The following is a 16,809-nucleotide window of genomic DNA, read 5'->3' on the forward strand; positions in this document are numbered from 1 at the left end:
CTACGTTTGTAACACTGAATCTTATTTTATTCCTTGTACCGTAATAATAATATGACGTGCAGTTGCATGATTGCGGTGTTCACATAGAAAAATCCCTTGCCAACGCCCCAAAGCCATTTTTCCTTTAGTAATGGGAATAATTAGGCTGCTACCTAAATGAGCATTTTTGATATGAGCGGGCATATCATCAGAGCCTTCAATAGTATGGCGATATAACTGCTCATTATCTGGTGCTAAACGATTTAAATGTGTTTCTAAATCAAGCCAAACATCTTCTGAAGCATTTTCAGTAATTAGAAGGGAAGCTGAAGTATGCTGAAGAAATAAATGAACTAAGCCTACATTTACTTCGGGTAATTTATTAATAGCTTCTTGAATTTTATCCGTAATTAAATGGACGCCACGCGATTTTGCATCAAGTGTATATTTAGTCTGGCTATAAAAAGGCTGTTCAACCATGTCTAAATCCACCCCGACAAGCAGGAGATGAAGGCACTTGTTTTTGCTTATTTTCCCACTCTGAAGGAGAATAGAGGTGCAAGCTTAGAGCATGTAAGCCTGTTTTAAGTTCTGTGGCTAAAAGGGCGTTAACTTTGCGGTGCCTATCAATGCGCTCTAAATTTTCAAAGGCGTGAGCAACCACAACTAATTTAAAGTGTGTTTCGCTGCCTGGCGGTACATGATGGTTATGTGATTCGTTTTCTATTTCAAGCAGTGCTGGATCTAAATTACTCACCAGTATATTTTTAATTCGCTCTTTGCGCATCATAAGTTATAAGAATAAAAGATTAATCAATTCATCTTATTTTAGAGGAAATTGAATAATTTGGATATAGCGCCACCCACTAAGCTTTATACTTCGTTGCAGGCTTGCTCGGCTCAGCCATGTACTTAGTTGTACGCTCCTTCGCCTTGCTCACTTGCGCCTTGTCTAAAACTTAGTGGGCAACGCTATACCATGTTAAGCAGCAAAAATGGCGCACGGGAGCAAAAATAAGGTCTAAGGCAATGTATAGGCAAAAAGTGACTAATTTGGTCAGTATGTTAGCTTGTCTGTTAGGAATAATTAGACTCATAGAGCAATTAAAGAGCTTAACTAATTTAAAGAAGGGCAGGGCTTAAAATTTCCTTTAGAATGAAGGCAGTATTTTTCCTATATTAATGTTATGGTGTAATTGCAAGGTCAAATTTAATTGGCAAACTGATTAAAATTAAGCCTATGGCATACAAATTGCAAGTTTGTCATTAGGAATCGTTTTCTAAGTTATAGGAGCAAAAAATGAAACAGCGAGGTTTTACACTTATTGAATTAATGATTGTAGTAGCTATTGTAGGTATTTTAGCGGCTATTGCAATCCCTGCTTATCAAGATTATACGGTTAGAGCACGAGTCACGGAGGGGCTTAATTTAGCTGCACCTGCTAAAGTAGCAGTTGCTGAAACCTTTCAATCTACAGGTGCTATGCCAGCTGATGCTGCAGCCGCAGGCTATACTCCACCCGCACCTACTGACAATGTGTCATCAATAACTATTGCTAATGGAGACATTACTATCAACTATACAGCAAGAGCTGGCGGCGGCTCTTTGGTATTAGATGCCACACCTGATGCAACTTCTCCAGGACATATTAACTGGGTTTGTACCGGTGGAACACTAGTCACAAAATATCGACCAGCTAATTGCCGCGCTGCTGCTGCTGTACCTGCTGCTTAATTAATATAAGAATAAATAAAATTTAATTAAATACCGCGGTTAAGCCGCGGTAATTTTTTATTATTTACTTGATACTAGAGCGTTAATAGATACCCGCTTAGGCGGATATGACAGAGTAGGGGGACATGGTAAATCGGCATGAATGACAAATTTTAAGTATCAGAGATTTATAGGTATAGCAAATAAGCGGAATCATTGTCATGCCCGCACAGGCGGGCATCCATTCTGCAAGTTACATCGATAGTAAATCGAGCTTAGAAGATTATTCACTTAAGTTTGCTGTGCTTTTTATCATTCCCATGGTACTAGAGCATCAATGGATACCCGCCTACGCGGGTATGACAAGTTAGGGGATATGATAAGTTAGGGGTATGCCAAATCAGCGGGTTTGACAGATCAGTGTGCGTGACAGATCGCTAGACTTGGCAGAAGGGTAAAATGATTGTCTTGCCCGCGTAGGCGGGCATCCATTCTGCAAGTTAAACTTATAGTGAATCGAGTTTAGAAGATTATGCACTTAAGTTTGCTATGTTTTTATAATTTCATTGGTGCTAGGGCATCAATAGATACCCGCCTACGCGGGTATGACAAATAATGGGTTGACTATTTAAATTTACTACTATAACTTTTTCTCAACTAACTTATTTTGCAGGCGAATATACAGCGGCAATCCATTCTTATAGGGCGGATAGGCTTCGCCTTCAATTAATGGCGCTAAATAGCGCTTGCATGCGTCTGTTATACCCATGCCGTCTTCGGTAATAAAATCAGCAGGCATTTTTCGCTCTTGATTTGCGACATCTTTTAATTCAACATAATCAATAGTCCAACGATAGGGTGTATCTTGCTCACGTTTCACAATCGGCATAATCGCATTTTTACCTTCTATCGCTAACTCAACAGCCGCTTTACCTAAGGCATAAGCTTGATCTAGATCAACTTGGGAGGCAATATGCCTTGCTGCGCGTTGTAAATAATCAGCGACAGCCCAATGGTACTTATGGCCTAAATTAGTTTTAATAAGTTGCGCAATAATAGGAGCAACACCTCCTAATTGAGCGTGGCCGAAGGCATCCTTGACACCTGCTTCGCTTAAGAATTTACCTTCACTATTCCGAATACCTTCAGAAACAACGACAACACAATAACCAAATTTTTTAACCGACTGATCAATTTTTTCTAAAAATCGGTTTTCATCAAAACTTACTTCAGGTAAAAGGATAATATGGGGTGGCTCGCTTTCTTCTTGCTTAATTAATCCACTTGCAGCGGCAATCCAGCCTGCATGCCGGCCCATGACTTCAAGAATAAATACTTTTGTTGAGGAAGCTGCCATAGAAGCGACATCAAAACCGGCCTCAAGTGTTGAAATTGCAATGTATTTAGCAACTGAGCCAAAACCTGGGCAATTATCAGTAAAGGGTAAATCATTATCAACTGTTTTAGGAATGCCAATGCAGGTAATAGGGTAGCCCATCTTATTACCTAATTGTGAAATTTTATAAGCGGTATCTTGGGAGTCGCCTCCGCCATTATAAAAGAAGTAACCAATATTGTGCGCTTTAAAAACTTCAATTAAACACGCATACTCAGCTTCATTATCCTTTAATTTATAGCGGCAAGAGCCAAATGCACCGGAAGGTGTATGCATAAGACTTGCAATTGCTTCATCAGATTCTAAGGACGTGTCAATTAATTCTTCTTCAAGTGCACCAATAATACCATTTTTTGCTGCATAAACTTTACCGATATGAAGCGGATGAAGACGCGCAGTTTGGATTACGCCACAGGCTGAGGCATTAATCACAGCAGTCACGCCACCTGATTGCGCATAAATCGCATTTTTCACGGACATAGTAACTCCAATTTAAGCTTTAATCTATTTTTAAGTTAAATCTTGCATAAATATTTAATCTATACAGGAAAAAATTTTTGTAATCATTTTAATTCAATGTCTTAGCTTGATAAAAGCTTTCAAATTCTTTAATGACCTCATCAGCACTTTGCATAAATTCAGCAAAGGTTTCTTTTAATTCGTCAATATTTTGTGCTTCTTTTGCTTTTTTCTCTAAGCGAATGACTTGGCTTTGCAGGCGCGGTACACCACAAAAACAACAAGCGCCATTGAGTTTATGAGCAGCACTTTCTAGCCCTTTAATATCTTTGTTTTCAAACAAAGCAAAAAATTCTGGTTGACTTTTAGTCAATTCTTCAACAAAGCGAGTTAAAAATTCTTCCGCTAGAATTTGATTCCCCGATACTTTTTGCACGCAAAGCGACCAGTCAATAGCAAGTGTTTGGGTTTTATTAAGAATACGTAAGAGGTGAGTTAGTAGTTCTTTTTCATCGATTGGTTTTTCTAAACAAAGATCAATACCTGATTTTTTTAGTTTTTCTTGATTCACATCGCTTGTGTTTGCACTGATAACAACAATGGGTGTGCGCCGATTAAGTACAGATTCTTTGCGAATTCGACGTGCCGCTTCAAGCCCATTTAATTTTGGCATCTGCACATCTAAAAGGAGTAGGTTGTAGCGTTTTTCATGGCAGGCTCTTAGCGTTTCTTCACCATCTTCAACAAGTTCTATGGAGGCATGCTCTTGTAATAATGAACTTAAAAGCATGCGATTAACAGGATTATCTTCAGCAATAAGAATCTCAGGATGAATGGTTCTTAGCTGTTTTCTTAAATTTTCTAATTCATAATTATGGTTAACTGTTTGTGAGGCCTCTGTAACAATAAATTCAATCGTGTCATATAGTTTTTGAATACTTATAGGCTTGTAGAGAAAAGCCCTTGCGCCTAAGGCTTGTGGATCGTGAATAAGCCACTTGGAAACTAAAACACAAGGTATAGTTTGCTTGCGAAGTAATTGTGCAACTTGCTTTTCACAACCCTCGTTGACATTAATAAAAGCAATTTCACATTCATTATGTTTTTTAAAAGCCTCTTCTAACTGGCTAAAAGCGCTCACTTGAATGCATTGAATTCCCCAAAAACCGACACCGTTACACATCGCTTCAAGTTGTAAAGGGTTATCATCAAAACAAATTGCCTTTAAATGCCCAAAGCGATGGCTTTGATTTTTTTCAACTTCATAGGCTGCTAATTTTTCAAGCCTAATCTTAACAGTAAAGGTAGAACCTTTATGGAGTTCACTGGTTAGTTGAATACGACCATTCATGGCCTCTGCGAGTTTTTTGCAAATAACCAGTCCTAAGCCTGTACCGCCAAAACGTCTGGTAATTGAAGTGTCAGCTTGATTAAAGGCATTAAATAATTTCGTTTGATCTTCTTTGGATATACCAATACCAGTATCGGTAACTGCAATAGAAACTAAATAATCTTTCTCAGTTTCTTGCTCAATGTGGGTACGAATTAAAATATACCCATGATCGGTAAATTTAATCCCATTACTAATTAAATTAGTTAATATCTGTTTGATACGTAAGGGATCGCCTAAAACAGTTTTAGGAACATCTATACCTGTAGAAGGAATTAAGTCGATTCCTTTTTTATGGGCATTAGGGCCTGCTAGCGCTAAAACCTCATCAATACAACCTCGTAAGTCAAGAGGTATGCAATCTAAGTGCAGTTTTCCTGCATCCATTTTCGAATAATCAAGAATATCATTGATGATATTTAGTAAATCTTGCGCAGACGATTTAATTGTTTTGACATAATCAAGTTGCAACGGGTCAAGTTTGCTTTCTAGTAACACATTAGTAAAGCCAATAACACCATTCATGGGCGTGCGAATTTCATGACTCATGTTGGCTATAAAGTCAGATTGCTGCTTGCTTTTTTCTTCAGTTTTTTTCTTTTCTAAAGAAAGTTGGATATTTTTCTCTTCCAGCAATTCAAGGCTATTTTGTAAGTCTTCAGTGGCTACTTCAATATGGTGGTTAAGGTCATGAATGGTATTTAAATATTGGCGTTGCAGATGAGCACAGCCTTTTTCAATTTCACCTAATTCACTGTCACTGGAGACAGCAATGTGTGTTTCAAATTCATTCTGTAAAATTTGTTTCATACTACGACGCAATCGCGCAATGGGTAAATAAATACGTTTTGACAGAAAATAGTGAATAGTTAGACTTATTAATAAGCCAAAGAGCGTTATAAAAATAGTCACTATATACATTTGATAACGCTTAATCAGCATGGATTTCGTATCAATATCAATTGATAACCAGCCAAGTATATCATCTGCTTGTAATGGGATATAATCAGCTGTTTTTTTAAAGGTGGTATTGGAATAAAGGTTGAATTTAGGAATAGTGATAGGAGCTAAAAAATTGATAACGTAAGGTTCAATTTGCTTACTTTCAATGTAGTCGCCCGTGAATTCAGGGGGTGTAAAGGGCGTATGAATGGAATGCTTACCGCCCCGATAAGCCATTAAATGGCCATCGCCATCATAAAAAGCGAGCGCAATCACTTCAGGGTTAATCGTTGAAGCATTGATAAGGCCTTGTAAGGTTCGTCGGTCATTACGCATGAGCGCCAATTGGGCCGCAGGCAGGAGCTGACGAATATAGGCTTCACCTAAACGAAACATATGCTGATTTAAATCCTTGTTAAACTGACCGTTATAAAAAACAGCAAATAACAGAGCAACAACTAAAACAGGGATTAAAGTAGTGAGGCGAAGCTGATATTTGATACTCAAGCCTTTCATCGGGAATAACCGCCGTTAAATAAAAAAAGTGCTTCTTGCATAGTTTTTATAAATTTGGCAATACATTTGTTGGCTTTTCGTTATATGTAAAGTCCGCTATTATAGCCCGAATATTTTCCTGCTTACAACGGAGCGTCTTTAATGATTGTTAGAACACGTTTTGCCCCAAGTCCCACAGGCTTTTTACATGTTGGTGGCGTCCGAACGGCTTTGTTTTCTTGGTTATATGCTAAAAAGCATCAGGGTCAATTTGTTTTGCGCATTGAGGATACTGATCGTGAGCGCTCTACCAAAGAGTCAGTGCAAGCAATTATTGATGGTCTAGCTTGGTTAGGTATTGATTATGATCTAGGGCCTATTTACCAAACCGAGCGATATAGTAGATATCAAGAAATAGCTAATCGCTTATTATCACTAGGTCAAGCGTATCGCTGTGTCTGTTCTAAAGAACGTTTAGAGCAACTACGTGAAGCTCAATTGGCAGCAAAAGAAAAGCCTCGATATGATGGGCATTGCCGTGATTTAAATTTAAAACCTACGAGTGAGCCTTTTGTTATCCGTTTTAAAAACCCAACTACTGGCACCGTGGCTTTTAAAGATGAAGTCTATGGCGCTATTGAAGTTGAAAACAGTGAGCTTGATGATCTTATTTTGATACGCTCAGATGGCCATCCTACGTATAATTTTGCTGTGGTAATTGATGATTGGGATATGGAAATAACCCATGTTATCCGGGGCGATGATCATATTAATAATACGCCGCGTCAGATTAATTTATTTAAAGCCTTAAAGGCGCCTTTGCCTATTTTTGCTCATTTACCCATGATTTTAGGTGATGATGGTAAACGCTTATCAAAGCGCCATGGCGCTGTTAGTGTCTTACAGTTTAAAGAGCAGGGCATTTTGCCGCATGCATTACTTAATTACTTGGTACGTTTAGGCTGGTCTTATGGTGATCAAGAAATATTTAGTATTGAGGAAATGATTAAATACTTTGACTTAGCTAATGTAAGCCGCGGGGTTGCAAGTTTTAATTATGATAAATTAACGTGGCTAAACCAACATTATTTAAAAGCAGATTCCCCCACAGAAATTGCCGAAGCTTTATTATGGCACTTTGAACGCTTAGGTATTGATCCTAAGAACGGGCCTGAAATGGATAAAGTTGTCATGATTCAAGCCGATCGATTTAAGAATTTAGCTGAAATGGCAGAAAAAAGCCGCTATTTTTATCAGGATGTCATTGAATATGATGAAGAGGCTATTAAAAAGCATTTACGTCCTATTGTTCTTGAGCCGCTCACCCAAGTATATGAACAATTACAGCAATTAAACGTTTGGAGCGCTGAGAATATTCAACACATCATTAATAATGTGAGTGCTGAATTTAACATTAATATGAGTAAAATTGGCCAACCACTACGTGTAGCTGTCACTGGTAACAGTATGTCACCCGCAATTGACGCGACACTCGCCTTAATTGGCAAAACACGCACTCTTTTCCGTCTGCATTATGCTTTAGAACGTATAAAGCAACGTGTTGAAAATAATGCCAGTTGAATTTGAAGAGGCTACTATTTACTAAAGCTTGAACAACGAGCTAAGCTCTTTTGCTACAAGGATTTTATAGTCATATACACAAGTTTATCCACAGTTTTCGTGGATAAACTTGTTAATGAGATTTGCCTAATATAAATAAAAATTCGTTAAAAATCAACTGGATAATCTAAAAAATGCCTGAAAATTGTTTAAGTCGAAAAGAAAAAGGAAAAAGTTATGCACAGCTTATTCTTATTTCATTTATAGGTGCTTAATTCATAACAAAATTTACTTAGAAGGTATTTTTTATTTTAGTTAGATGCCATAGCATGGGTAGGTTGGGCTAAGCATAGCGCAGCCCAACAGTTTAAGGCACAAGGTGTGTAGCATATTCATAATTTGTTGGGCTGTACTGCGTTTAGCCCAACCTACCCATGCTGTAGATCTGTCATACCAGTGATATAAAGATAAATCGCCTGGTCATTCAATTTAATTTTCTTTTTACAATAATTGCATCACTTACATTAGAAAAGCCATGCACATTTAAATGAAAGGAATCTATTTGGGCATATAATTGACTTGAACTGCCACCATCTAAATTAAGCGCATTAATACAATTAAGCGGAGGGGCTTTCATTAACTGAGCCAATTCAGTAGTTGATAGGGGTGCATTTTCCGTAACCAGAATAATGATATGGCCATTAGCGGTAATTCCTAATGCTGAGCGTTCAGCTCGACCTGGCTTTAAAGGAGGTATTTGGCCATGAATTAATAGGCGAGGACCACTTTGAATAGCAAAATCAATTTGTTTATTGCGTTTGAATTGACTGACATTGGTTAAGTAAGCGTTATTATTTTTAATATAAAAAACACCCCACCAACTAATTTGCTTTAATGGGCTTTGTAGTTTTTTATTGTTTATTCTTAATCCAAGTGGATGAAAATTTTGATCAAAAAATCCTCCGTTAAGCGTAATAAGGGCTTTACTATGTTGCGCATATTCTTCAGCTGAGGCATGCTTCATAGCTAATTCTTTGGCCATAACTAAAGCAAGTTCATTCGATTTTAAATCAACTCGAAAGGCATGAATATGAGACCAGGGTGAGAGATAACTAAAGTTTAAATCCTGATAAAATAAACCCGGGCCTAATTTTTGCCAGTTCTTAGCTGCAATCGCATAGTTGAGCAAGATTATAATAAATAAAACAGTAAATGCTGATTTTAAACCTTGCCTCAACCATTTTCTGATCACAATGGTTTGACTGGGCATCGTATTCTTGTATCCTTATTATTATTTTTATACTGGAATGGCTATGCAAAATTCATTAGAAAATCTTACCAAAGTGCAACAAAAATCGGCAAGTGATTTGTCTAATCTTATGCAGGATATATTAGATCGAGCTCGCGCTCAAGGTGCTACAGATGCTGCAGTTTCTGTCAATCATGACAATGGTTTTTCAGTTGATGTACGTATGAACGATGTTGAAACAGTATCATTTAATGAAGATAAAGGTGTAAGTTTAGTCGTTTTTATTGGTCATCGTAAAGGTGCTGCAAGTAGTACAGATACGTCTCCTAAGGCCTTAGACACACTGGTTAAAGCAGCTTATGAAATTGCAAAAGTCAGTGCCGAAGATCCTTGCTTTGGTTTAGCGGATCGTGAATTACTAACCAATGAGTATCCAGAGCTCGATTTATATCATCCTTGGGATATTAATCCAACCCAGGCAATTGAAATGGCTCTCAAATGCGAGGCACATGCGCTTGCTCTTGATCAACGAATAAAAAACTCTGATGGTGTTAATTTAGCTACTTATAGCTTCATACATGGCTATGCAAATACCTATGGCGCGCTAGGTATTATTAGTGGCACAAGGCATAGTATAAGCTGCTCCTTAATTGCCCAAGAAGGTGAGTCAATGCAGCGCGACTATGATTATACTACTGCACGTCTTGCAAGTGATTTAAGTTCTTTACAGCAGCTAGCCGAGAGCACTGTTAAACGTGCAGTGAGCCGTTTAGGTGCTAAACAAGTTAAAACGCAAAAAATTCCTGTTTTATTTTCTCCACGCGTCTCAAGTGGTATTTTATCAAGCTTGATTAATGCAATTAGTGGCTCAAATTTATATCGTAAAAATTCATTTTTACTAAATGCTATGGGTAAACAAATTTTTCCCTCCAACATTAAAATATATGAACAGCCTCATTTATTAAGAGGTTTAGGTAGTGCACCTTTTGATGGTGAAGGGGTTCCCACTCGCAACAATATCTTTGTTCAAGATGGCCGGCTTTGCCAATATGTACTCAGCAGTTATTCTGCTCGCCGCATGGGTTTAAAAACCACAGCCAATAGTAGTGGCGTTCATAATTTAACAATAAATCCGACTGCAGGCGGCTTAGAGGATTTAATAAAGCAAATGAATAGGGGTTTACTTGTTACTGAATTAATGGGACAGGGGGTAAATGTTTTAACAGGTGACTATTCGCGTGGCGCTTCAGGTTTTTGGATAGAAAATGGCGCTATTCAATTTCCAGTAGAAGAAGTAACAATTGCTGGTAATTTAAAAGACATGTTTTTAGGTATTCAGGCTGTAGGAAATGATATAAATCCTAACATTTCAACACGTTGTGGCTCGATTTTAATTGACGGTATGACTGTGGCAGGTCATTAAGAGGTTAATATTTAATAGATAGATCTATTAAAACCCATTCTGTTAACCTAAGAGAATGGGCTTTAATATCTGTCTACATTAAATTTAATTAAATTAACAATAAGATAATTGCAATGAATTGTAAAAAGGCTAGTTTTTGTCGCGGAAAATGATGCGTCCTTTAGTTAAATCATAAGGTGTCAATTCAACTTTAACTTTGTCACCTGTTAGAATACGAATATAGTTTTTGCGCATACGGCCAGAAATATGAGCTGTAACAATATGACCATTTTCTAGCTCAACACGAAACATAGTATTGGGAAGCGTATCCACTACCGTACCAAGCATTTCAATATGATCTTCTTTTGCCATGAGGTCTCTCAAATAAATTAAATAAAAAGGTAGATAGTGCCTTAAAATAAGAAAAATGGCAATCAAGCAATTATTTATTTAAGTAGTTACTCCTGTCGCCATAGTCCTTTTCTAGTTGGATATTGTAAAGTTTGCTTTAATTGTTTTAAAAAGTCTCGGCGGCTTACAATGATAGCACCTAAGCTTTGTAAGTGCGGTGTAGGTAATTGACAATCAATAAAGTCAAAGTTCCAATCAATCAATAATTGACATAAATAAAATAAGGCTATTTTAGATGTGTCTCGCTCCTTATGAAACATAGATTCACCAAAAAAAGCTCTTCCTAAACTTACACCATATAAACCACCAACTAATTTATCTTCGGACCAAATTTCGACAGAATGTGCATAACCTAGTCTATTTAATTCAATATAAGCTTGCTGCATATCGCTAGTAATCCATGTGTCTTTCTTTCGTTTATCAATCGTTGCACAAGCATGAATTACTTGTTTAAAAGCCTTATCAATCGTAAATAAGTAAGGTTTTTTTAATGATTTTTTTAAGCTTCTCGATAATTTAAATTCTTGAGGGATAAGAAGTAAGCGTGGGTTAGGTGACCACCATAAGATGGGATGATCATCATCAAACCATGGAAAAATACCTTGACTATAAGCTGTTAACAATCGGCCAGGCGATAAATCTCCCCCAATAGCCAACAAACCTTGATCGTCTGCTTCTTCAGGATTAGGAAAAGTATAAGGTAAATCAGCAATCGCCATTAAGAGCAATAAAAATAATTAGGTTAGTTTAAGTTTACATCAAGTAATTATATTTCTTAGAGCATTATTAAACATAAATTTCGTAGTTTGAATTAAGTAGACTACGCCATCAATAGCTCTCAAAAAAGTCTATAATGATAAAATAATATTCAACCTGGGCTTTAGTTATGCGTTCTGTAGAGAAACACGCAGATAGAAGCAGGAATACTATTTTACAAGATTTTCCACCATCTGAAATATGGCGTTTGCAAACAGATGGTTGGCAGCACTATCGAGGGCCTGATAACTTCAGAGAAGTATTCTATAAGGGTATGAATCAAGGATTTGATTTTATCCTGTCTAATCTAAATACCCCTTTGTCTGTCGATTTAATTCAAAATATCTATTTCAGCGCCTATCAATTTGAGGAGTCATACGGAAAAGAACAGGACATGAGAGAAGGTATAAGGGATGGAACTCTAGGATTTGAAATCGATATAGGATTGCCTGGTGCTTCAGAAGAGGCAGGGATTTCCGAAGAAGGCCTTGATGAATTTATAAAAAATATGATAGAAGCCTACCATGACCGCCCTTCAGGCGCACCTAGATGGCGATTGAAGATATTTACTGTTGGTGATAAACCGCCACTTTATATTTCTTTTGATCCTAATAAAAGTGAAAATCTAAACTGTGTCTACTTTAATGAGCAGAATACACAACAGTTAAAAGAGTACTTGCTTGAGCAATTTAGAAGTGCTGCTTTATACAAAGCCAATCCCAAAGATTCTAAAAAAACTGAGGGATCAGTAACAAACATTGAAATATCTTGTTCGGCTAAATATTCTAGAGCTGATTTAAGAAGATACATTGAAAAGGAAATTAATTTATACCAAGAGAAAATTAAAACAGCGGGTAGTAAGGATGAGAAAGTAGCTATTATAGTAGAATTTATTAGGAATCTTCATCAAACACATCCTTTACCAGATGGTAATGGGCGCACCCTTGTTTTTTTGTTAAAAAATTTACTTTTATTGCAAAATGGGATGAGTATGTGTATTACTCAAACACCTGCTCATTTTGCAGGGTTCTCCGTTTCTCAGTTAACAAAAGAAACGTTGTTAGGTCTTAGCAAATATGCCGAATACAAAATTACAAATGCTGCGCAAATATTATCAAATTTAACAGAAGAAAATATTCTTGATAATACAGAGCAAATTAAACTTCACTTACGTGAAACTTTATCTAGGGATCCTATGATTGCTATGGCTCAATTAAATGAGTTATTTATACAGATTCAAGATAATAGGATTGTAGTTCCTAAAAATTACTGGGGCGAATCATATAATCTAGGACTTTTAAATAATTTTAATACCGGATTTAAAAAATCTAATGAGAGTCATGCAGCAATTCAGACCATAGTTAAGCAACTCTATTATGAAAACTTTGTTAAATTAACAAAAGAGGTTGATAGCAGTAGTTTAAAAAAATTTTCCTCTTGGATTGATAAACATCAAATATGCAAGGACATAAAATATAACTATAGTACTGGAAAACGAGATATGCGCCTGGAGTTGGAAGAGTATTTTAGTTCTATCTCAAAAACAAGTACCAGCACAATTTAATTCTAATTGAAAAGCTTGTGTTAAATAAATTCTCGCTAAAGCGAGAGTAAGATTTATATTATCTAGCTAAATCATCTAAGTATTTTTCAGCATCAAGCGCTGCCATACAGCCAAAGCCGGCTGAGGTAACGGCTTGCCTATAAACATGATCAGCAACATCGCCACAGGCGAAAACACCTGGTATAGATGTCGCAGTTGCCATGCCTTCAAGGCCTGATCGAATAATTAAATAGCCATCATTAGTCATTGCTAATTGGTTCTTAAATAAACTGGTATTGGGGTCGTGGCCAATGGCAATAAAAACACCATCTACTTTAAGATGGTTTAAACTATCATCTGTTAAATGGCGTAAATTTACACCTGTCACTTTAAGCCCATCGCCTAGAACTTCTTCTAGTGTATGATTCCAAAATAAACGAATGTTGCCAGTGCGGGCTTTTTCAAATAGCTTATCTTGTAGAATTTTCTCAGCTCTTAAGCTATCACGTCGATGGATTAAAGTGACTGAAGAGGCGATGTTAGAAAGGTAAAGTGCTTCTTCAACAGCAGTATTACCACCACCAATCACACATACCTCTTTATTGCGATAGAAAAAACCATCACACGTTGCACAAGCTGAAACACCACGGCCTTGGTAGGCTTCTTCTGAATCAAGACCTAGATAACGCGCTGAGGCGCCAGTGGCAATAATTAAAGCATCGCAGGTATAGGTGTCGCTATCACCTTGCAAAGTAAAGGGTTTTTTACTTAAATCAGCTTCAATAATATGGTCAAAAATTATTTTTGTTTCAAAGCGCTCAGCATGCTTTTGCATCCGTTCCATTAAAGCAGGGCCTAATAAACCTTCAGGATCACCAGGCCAATTATCAACTTCGGTTGTAGTTGTTAGCTGGCCACCTGGTTGCATACCTGTAATCATGACTGGATGAAGATTTGCCCGAGCTGCGTAAACAGCAGCAGTATATCCAGCAGGTCCTGAACCTAATATAATTAGCTGATGATGATAGTTACGGCTTGTCATTGCTTTCTTCTTTATAAAATATGTTATTATGCCAAATAGTATGATAGAAAAACATATTTTAAAATAGTTATGACAAAAAGAGACGCAAGTATTAAAACTAAAAATAATAAAAAAACGCTACCGGCGTTTCTTATAAAACGAATCAGTGAAGGTAGTTTTATTCTTCTTTTAACAGGTGTTTTGTTTATTCTACTTTCTTTATGTACTTATCATGTCACAGATCCTGGTTGGACTCATATTACAAAAAATAATGTTGAGATAGCGAATGCGGGTGGTCATGTCGGTGCCTATATTGCTGATGCCCTCTATTTTACCTTAGGTTATTGTTGTTTTTTTCTATCTATAGGCCTTCTTTATATTGCTTGGCTTGTCTTAAAAGAACAGCGGATTATGCAAACTGTTAATAAGCCTGTACTTTTACTAAGGCTAATTGGTTTTGTTTTTGCAATTATCGGTGGCTGTGGTTTATTAAGCTTAGATTCGGTTATTGTTAATGCAAGCCATATTAGTAATGCAGGTGGTCTTTTAGGTAATTGGATTGCAAAAGGTTTTTATTATGCTTTAAATTTGCAAGGTGCTTCTTTATTGCTTTTAGCTATCGTATTAGTCGGCGTAACATGGCTAACAGGTTTTTCTTGGTTAATGCTTTCAGAATCCATTGGTCTTTATACTGTATATGCTTGTAATTGGATTATTTTGCAATTAAAAGCCGCGATAATTAGCATAGGTCATTATACTAAAGCGCTTATTAAAACTGATAAATCTACTATGCAGCCCGTTAGACAAGACAGACGACCTTCTCTTTCTATAAGAAGAGACCCTGACAAAAAAGAAAGGACAGAAAAACCTATTCCTATTCTTATTCCTTCTGCTTCTCACACTGCACCGACTCCTGTAATTAATACAAGTGACAATTTATCAGCTGCAAATAATAAACCTATTCCTACCAAAGAAAAGAAAACAAAAACACCAGTTGCGGGCGGGTTACCTTCATTAGGTTTGCTTGATAAAGGTCAAGTTGGTAAACCTTTAGGAGGATATACTCATCAAGAATTAGAAAGCTTATCGCGCGAAGTAGAACAGCACCTATTAGATTTTGGTATTCAAGCAGACGTTGTTGCTGTTCATCCCGGGCCTGTCATTACGCGTTTTGAGTTACAGTTAGCAGCAGGCATCAAAGTCAGTAAGTTAACAGCACTGGCTAAAGACTTAGCACGTTCATTATCTGTGACTAGTGTACGCGTTGTTGAGGTGATTCCTGGTAAGACAGTAGTGGGCCTTGAACTACCTAACCAACACCGAGAAGTTGTTCGTCTCTCATCGGTATTATCAGCTGATGTTTATCAACATGCCATGTCACCGCTAACTTTAGCGTTAGGGGTAGATATTGCGGGTCATCCCATGATAGTTGATTTAGCAAAAATGCCTCACCTATTAGTTGCAGGTACCACTGGTTCAGGTAAATCAGTTGGAATTAATGCAATGATATTAAGCTTATTATTTAAATCGAGCCCTGAGCAAGTTCGTTTAATTATGATTGACCCTAAAATGCTTGAATTATCAGTTTATGATGGTATTCCGCATTTATTAACGCCTGTTGTAACGGATATGAAAGAAGCAGCGAGCGCATTACGTTGGTGTGTAGCTGAAATGGAGCGACGTTATCGATTAATGGCTTCCATGGGTGTGCGTAATTTAACGGGTTTTAACAATAAAGTAAATGAAGCTACCGAGAAAGGCGAGCCTTTAACTGATCCATTGTGGAAGCCAAGTGACGGTGTAGACATTAGTGCTCCTTTATTACAGCCACTGCCTTACATTGTCGTTATTGTGGATGAGCTCGCTGACATGATGATGGTTGTCGGTAAAAAAGTTGAGCAGTTAATTGCCCGAATTGCACAAAAGGCGCGTGCAGCAGGTATTCACTTAATTTTAGCTACCCAAAGACCTTCAGTTGATGTATTAACAGGTTTAATTAAGTCAAATATTCCTACCCGTATGTCATTCCAAGTTTCTTCTAAAATTGATTCTCGTACCATTCTTGATCAGCAAGGTGCTGAACAATTATTAGGTCATGGCGACATGCTATACTTAGCACCGGGAACGGGCGCGCCCTTGCGAGTGCATGGTGCTTTTGTTGATGATAAAGAAGTGCATCGAATTGCTGATGATTGGCGTGCACGCGGTGAACCCGATTACATTGAGGAAATTACTCAAACACTTGATAGTTCTGAAGGCGGGTTGGGTGATGATGGGCAGGAGACGGAAGATGCTGATCCTTTATATGATCAAGCGGTAGAATTTATTATTCAAACCCGCAAGGCGAGTATCTCTTCTGTGCAGCGACGTTTTAAAATAGGCTATAACCGTGCAGCTCGTTTGGTAGAAGAAATGGAGCGTACAGGCATTGTTGGACCCTTAGATGGTGGCTATAGAGATGTTCTTGTATCAGCTGTACCTGATGAATAGAG

14 protein-coding genes are annotated in these 16,809 nt (G+C 37.4%); 6 read left to right on the plus strand and 8 right to left on the minus strand.

From position 1 onward, the window contains the following. Nucleotides 1–21: 21 nt before the first annotated feature. Complete coding sequence (locus ACQUW5_RS07795; RefSeq protein ID WP_444990672.1) at nt 22–459, minus strand: secondary thiamine-phosphate synthase enzyme YjbQ; 438 nt, start codon at nt 457–459, stop codon at nt 22–24. After that, on the minus strand, nt 452–736 hold the full coding sequence (locus ACQUW5_RS07800; RefSeq protein WP_444990673.1) for a BolA family protein: 285 nt from the start codon (nt 734–736) through the stop codon (nt 452–454). Before ACQUW5_RS07800 ends, ACQUW5_RS07795 begins: the two co-directional genes overlap by 8 nt. Nucleotides 737–1,279: 543 nt before the next feature. Here ACQUW5_RS07800 and ACQUW5_RS07805 point away from each other — a divergent pair. Together ACQUW5_RS07805 and ACQUW5_RS07810 are read left to right on the plus strand one after the other, a co-directional pair. Beyond that, nucleotides 1,280–1,714: a pilin gene (locus tag ACQUW5_RS07805; protein ID WP_444990674.1), complete on the plus strand. Its 435-nt coding sequence runs from the start codon at nt 1,280–1,282 to the stop codon at nt 1,712–1,714. A gap of 200 nt (nt 1,715–1,914) precedes the next feature. Further along, entirely contained in the window at nt 1,915–2,064 is a 150-nt protein-coding gene (locus tag ACQUW5_RS07810; protein ID WP_444990675.1) for a hypothetical protein, read from the plus strand. 269 nt (nt 2,065–2,333) lie between these two features. On the opposite strand, the gene ACQUW5_RS07815 is transcribed toward ACQUW5_RS07810, so the two are convergent. Both ACQUW5_RS07815 and letS read right to left on the minus strand, forming a co-directional pair. Beyond that, nucleotides 2,334–3,569, minus strand: coding sequence for a 6-phosphofructokinase (locus ACQUW5_RS07815; protein WP_444990676.1), 1,236 nt, complete (start codon nt 3,567–3,569; stop codon nt 2,334–2,336). Between the two features lie 88 nt (nt 3,570–3,657). Continuing rightward, the gene (gene letS, locus ACQUW5_RS07820; RefSeq protein ID WP_444990677.1) at nt 3,658–6,396 is read right to left on the minus strand and encodes a two-component system sensor histidine kinase LetS; all 2,739 of its coding nucleotides are present in this window, start codon (nt 6,394–6,396) and stop codon (nt 3,658–3,660) included. A gap of 141 nt (nt 6,397–6,537) precedes the next feature. Here letS and gltX point away from each other — a divergent pair, with 141 nt between their 5' ends. Next, the gene (gene gltX, locus ACQUW5_RS07825) at nt 6,538–7,956 is read left to right on the plus strand and encodes a glutamate--tRNA ligase (RefSeq protein WP_444990678.1); all 1,419 of its coding nucleotides are present in this window, start codon (nt 6,538–6,540) and stop codon (nt 7,954–7,956) included. Nucleotides 7,957–8,419: 463 nt separating this feature from the next. On the opposite strand, the gene ACQUW5_RS07830 is transcribed toward gltX, so the two are convergent. Continuing rightward, complete coding sequence (locus ACQUW5_RS07830) at nt 8,420–9,205, minus strand: phosphodiester glycosidase family protein (protein ID WP_444990679.1); 786 nt, start codon at nt 9,203–9,205, stop codon at nt 8,420–8,422. 43 nt (nt 9,206–9,248) lie between these two features. Between ACQUW5_RS07830 and pmbA the strand changes: the two genes are divergently transcribed. After that, a complete protein-coding gene (gene pmbA, locus ACQUW5_RS07835) occupies nt 9,249–10,607 on the plus strand; it encodes a metalloprotease PmbA (RefSeq protein WP_444990680.1) in 1,359 nt (452 codons plus the stop codon). A gap of 129 nt (nt 10,608–10,736) precedes the next feature. Here the strand turns inward: pmbA and infA are convergent, their stop codons facing one another. Then, the gene (infA, locus tag ACQUW5_RS07840; RefSeq protein WP_094090461.1) at nt 10,737–10,958 is read right to left on the minus strand and encodes a translation initiation factor IF-1; all 222 of its coding nucleotides are present in this window, start codon (nt 10,956–10,958) and stop codon (nt 10,737–10,739) included. A gap of 86 nt (nt 10,959–11,044) precedes the next feature. Further along, nucleotides 11,045–11,716: a leucyl/phenylalanyl-tRNA--protein transferase gene (gene aat, locus ACQUW5_RS07845; RefSeq protein ID WP_444990681.1), complete on the minus strand. Its 672-nt coding sequence runs from the start codon at nt 11,714–11,716 to the stop codon at nt 11,045–11,047. A gap of 167 nt (nt 11,717–11,883) precedes the next feature. Here aat and ACQUW5_RS07850 point away from each other — a divergent pair, with 167 nt between their 5' ends. Beyond that, entirely contained in the window at nt 11,884–13,317 is a 1,434-nt protein-coding gene (locus ACQUW5_RS07850) for a hypothetical protein (protein ID WP_444990682.1), read from the plus strand. Nucleotides 13,318–13,375: 58 nt separating this feature from the next. On the opposite strand, the gene trxB is transcribed toward ACQUW5_RS07850, so the two are convergent. Further along, the gene (gene trxB, locus ACQUW5_RS07855; protein ID WP_444990683.1) at nt 13,376–14,338 is read right to left on the minus strand and encodes a thioredoxin-disulfide reductase; all 963 of its coding nucleotides are present in this window, start codon (nt 14,336–14,338) and stop codon (nt 13,376–13,378) included. A 69-nt stretch (nt 14,339–14,407) separates the two neighbouring features. Between trxB and ACQUW5_RS07860 the strand changes: the two genes are divergently transcribed. Beyond that, nucleotides 14,408–16,807 (plus strand): DNA translocase FtsK, encoded by a 2,400-nt coding sequence (locus tag ACQUW5_RS07860; RefSeq protein WP_444990684.1) that lies wholly within the window; start codon nt 14,408–14,410, stop codon nt 16,805–16,807. Nucleotides 16,808–16,809: the final 2 nt, after the last annotated feature.

The organism is Legionella pelazae, assembly GCF_052527395.1.

Excerpts from the sequence above, each read along its gene's own strand:
- letS (WP_444990677.1), bottom strand. The coding sequence starts at position 6,396 with ATGAAAGGCTTGAGTATCAAATATCAGCTTCGCCTCACTACTTTAATC.
- infA (WP_094090461.1), bottom strand. The coding sequence starts at position 10,958 with ATGGCAAAAGAAGATCATATTGAAATGCTTGGTACGGTAGTGGATACG.
- gltX (WP_444990678.1), top strand. The coding sequence starts at position 6,538 with ATGATTGTTAGAACACGTTTTGCCCCAAGTCCCACAGGCTTTTTACAT.
- trxB (WP_444990683.1), bottom strand. The coding sequence starts at position 14,338 with ATGACAAGCCGTAACTATCATCATCAGCTAATTATATTAGGTTCAGGA.
- aat (WP_444990681.1), bottom strand. The coding sequence starts at position 11,716 with ATGGCGATTGCTGATTTACCTTATACTTTTCCTAATCCTGAAGAAGCA.
- ACQUW5_RS07830 (WP_444990679.1), bottom strand. The coding sequence starts at position 9,205 with ATGCCCAGTCAAACCATTGTGATCAGAAAATGGTTGAGGCAAGGTTTA.
- ACQUW5_RS07795 (WP_444990672.1), bottom strand. The coding sequence starts at position 459 with ATGGTTGAACAGCCTTTTTATAGCCAGACTAAATATACACTTGATGCA.
- pmbA (WP_444990680.1), top strand. The coding sequence starts at position 9,249 with ATGCAAAATTCATTAGAAAATCTTACCAAAGTGCAACAAAAATCGGCA.
- ACQUW5_RS07810 (WP_444990675.1), top strand. The coding sequence starts at position 1,915 with ATGCCCGCACAGGCGGGCATCCATTCTGCAAGTTACATCGATAGTAAA.
- ACQUW5_RS07850 (WP_444990682.1), top strand. The coding sequence starts at position 11,884 with ATGCGTTCTGTAGAGAAACACGCAGATAGAAGCAGGAATACTATTTTA.
- ACQUW5_RS07815 (WP_444990676.1), bottom strand. The coding sequence starts at position 3,569 with ATGTCCGTGAAAAATGCGATTTATGCGCAATCAGGTGGCGTGACTGCT.
- ACQUW5_RS07805 (WP_444990674.1), top strand. The coding sequence starts at position 1,280 with ATGAAACAGCGAGGTTTTACACTTATTGAATTAATGATTGTAGTAGCT.
- ACQUW5_RS07860 (WP_444990684.1), top strand. The coding sequence starts at position 14,408 with ATGACAAAAAGAGACGCAAGTATTAAAACTAAAAATAATAAAAAAACG.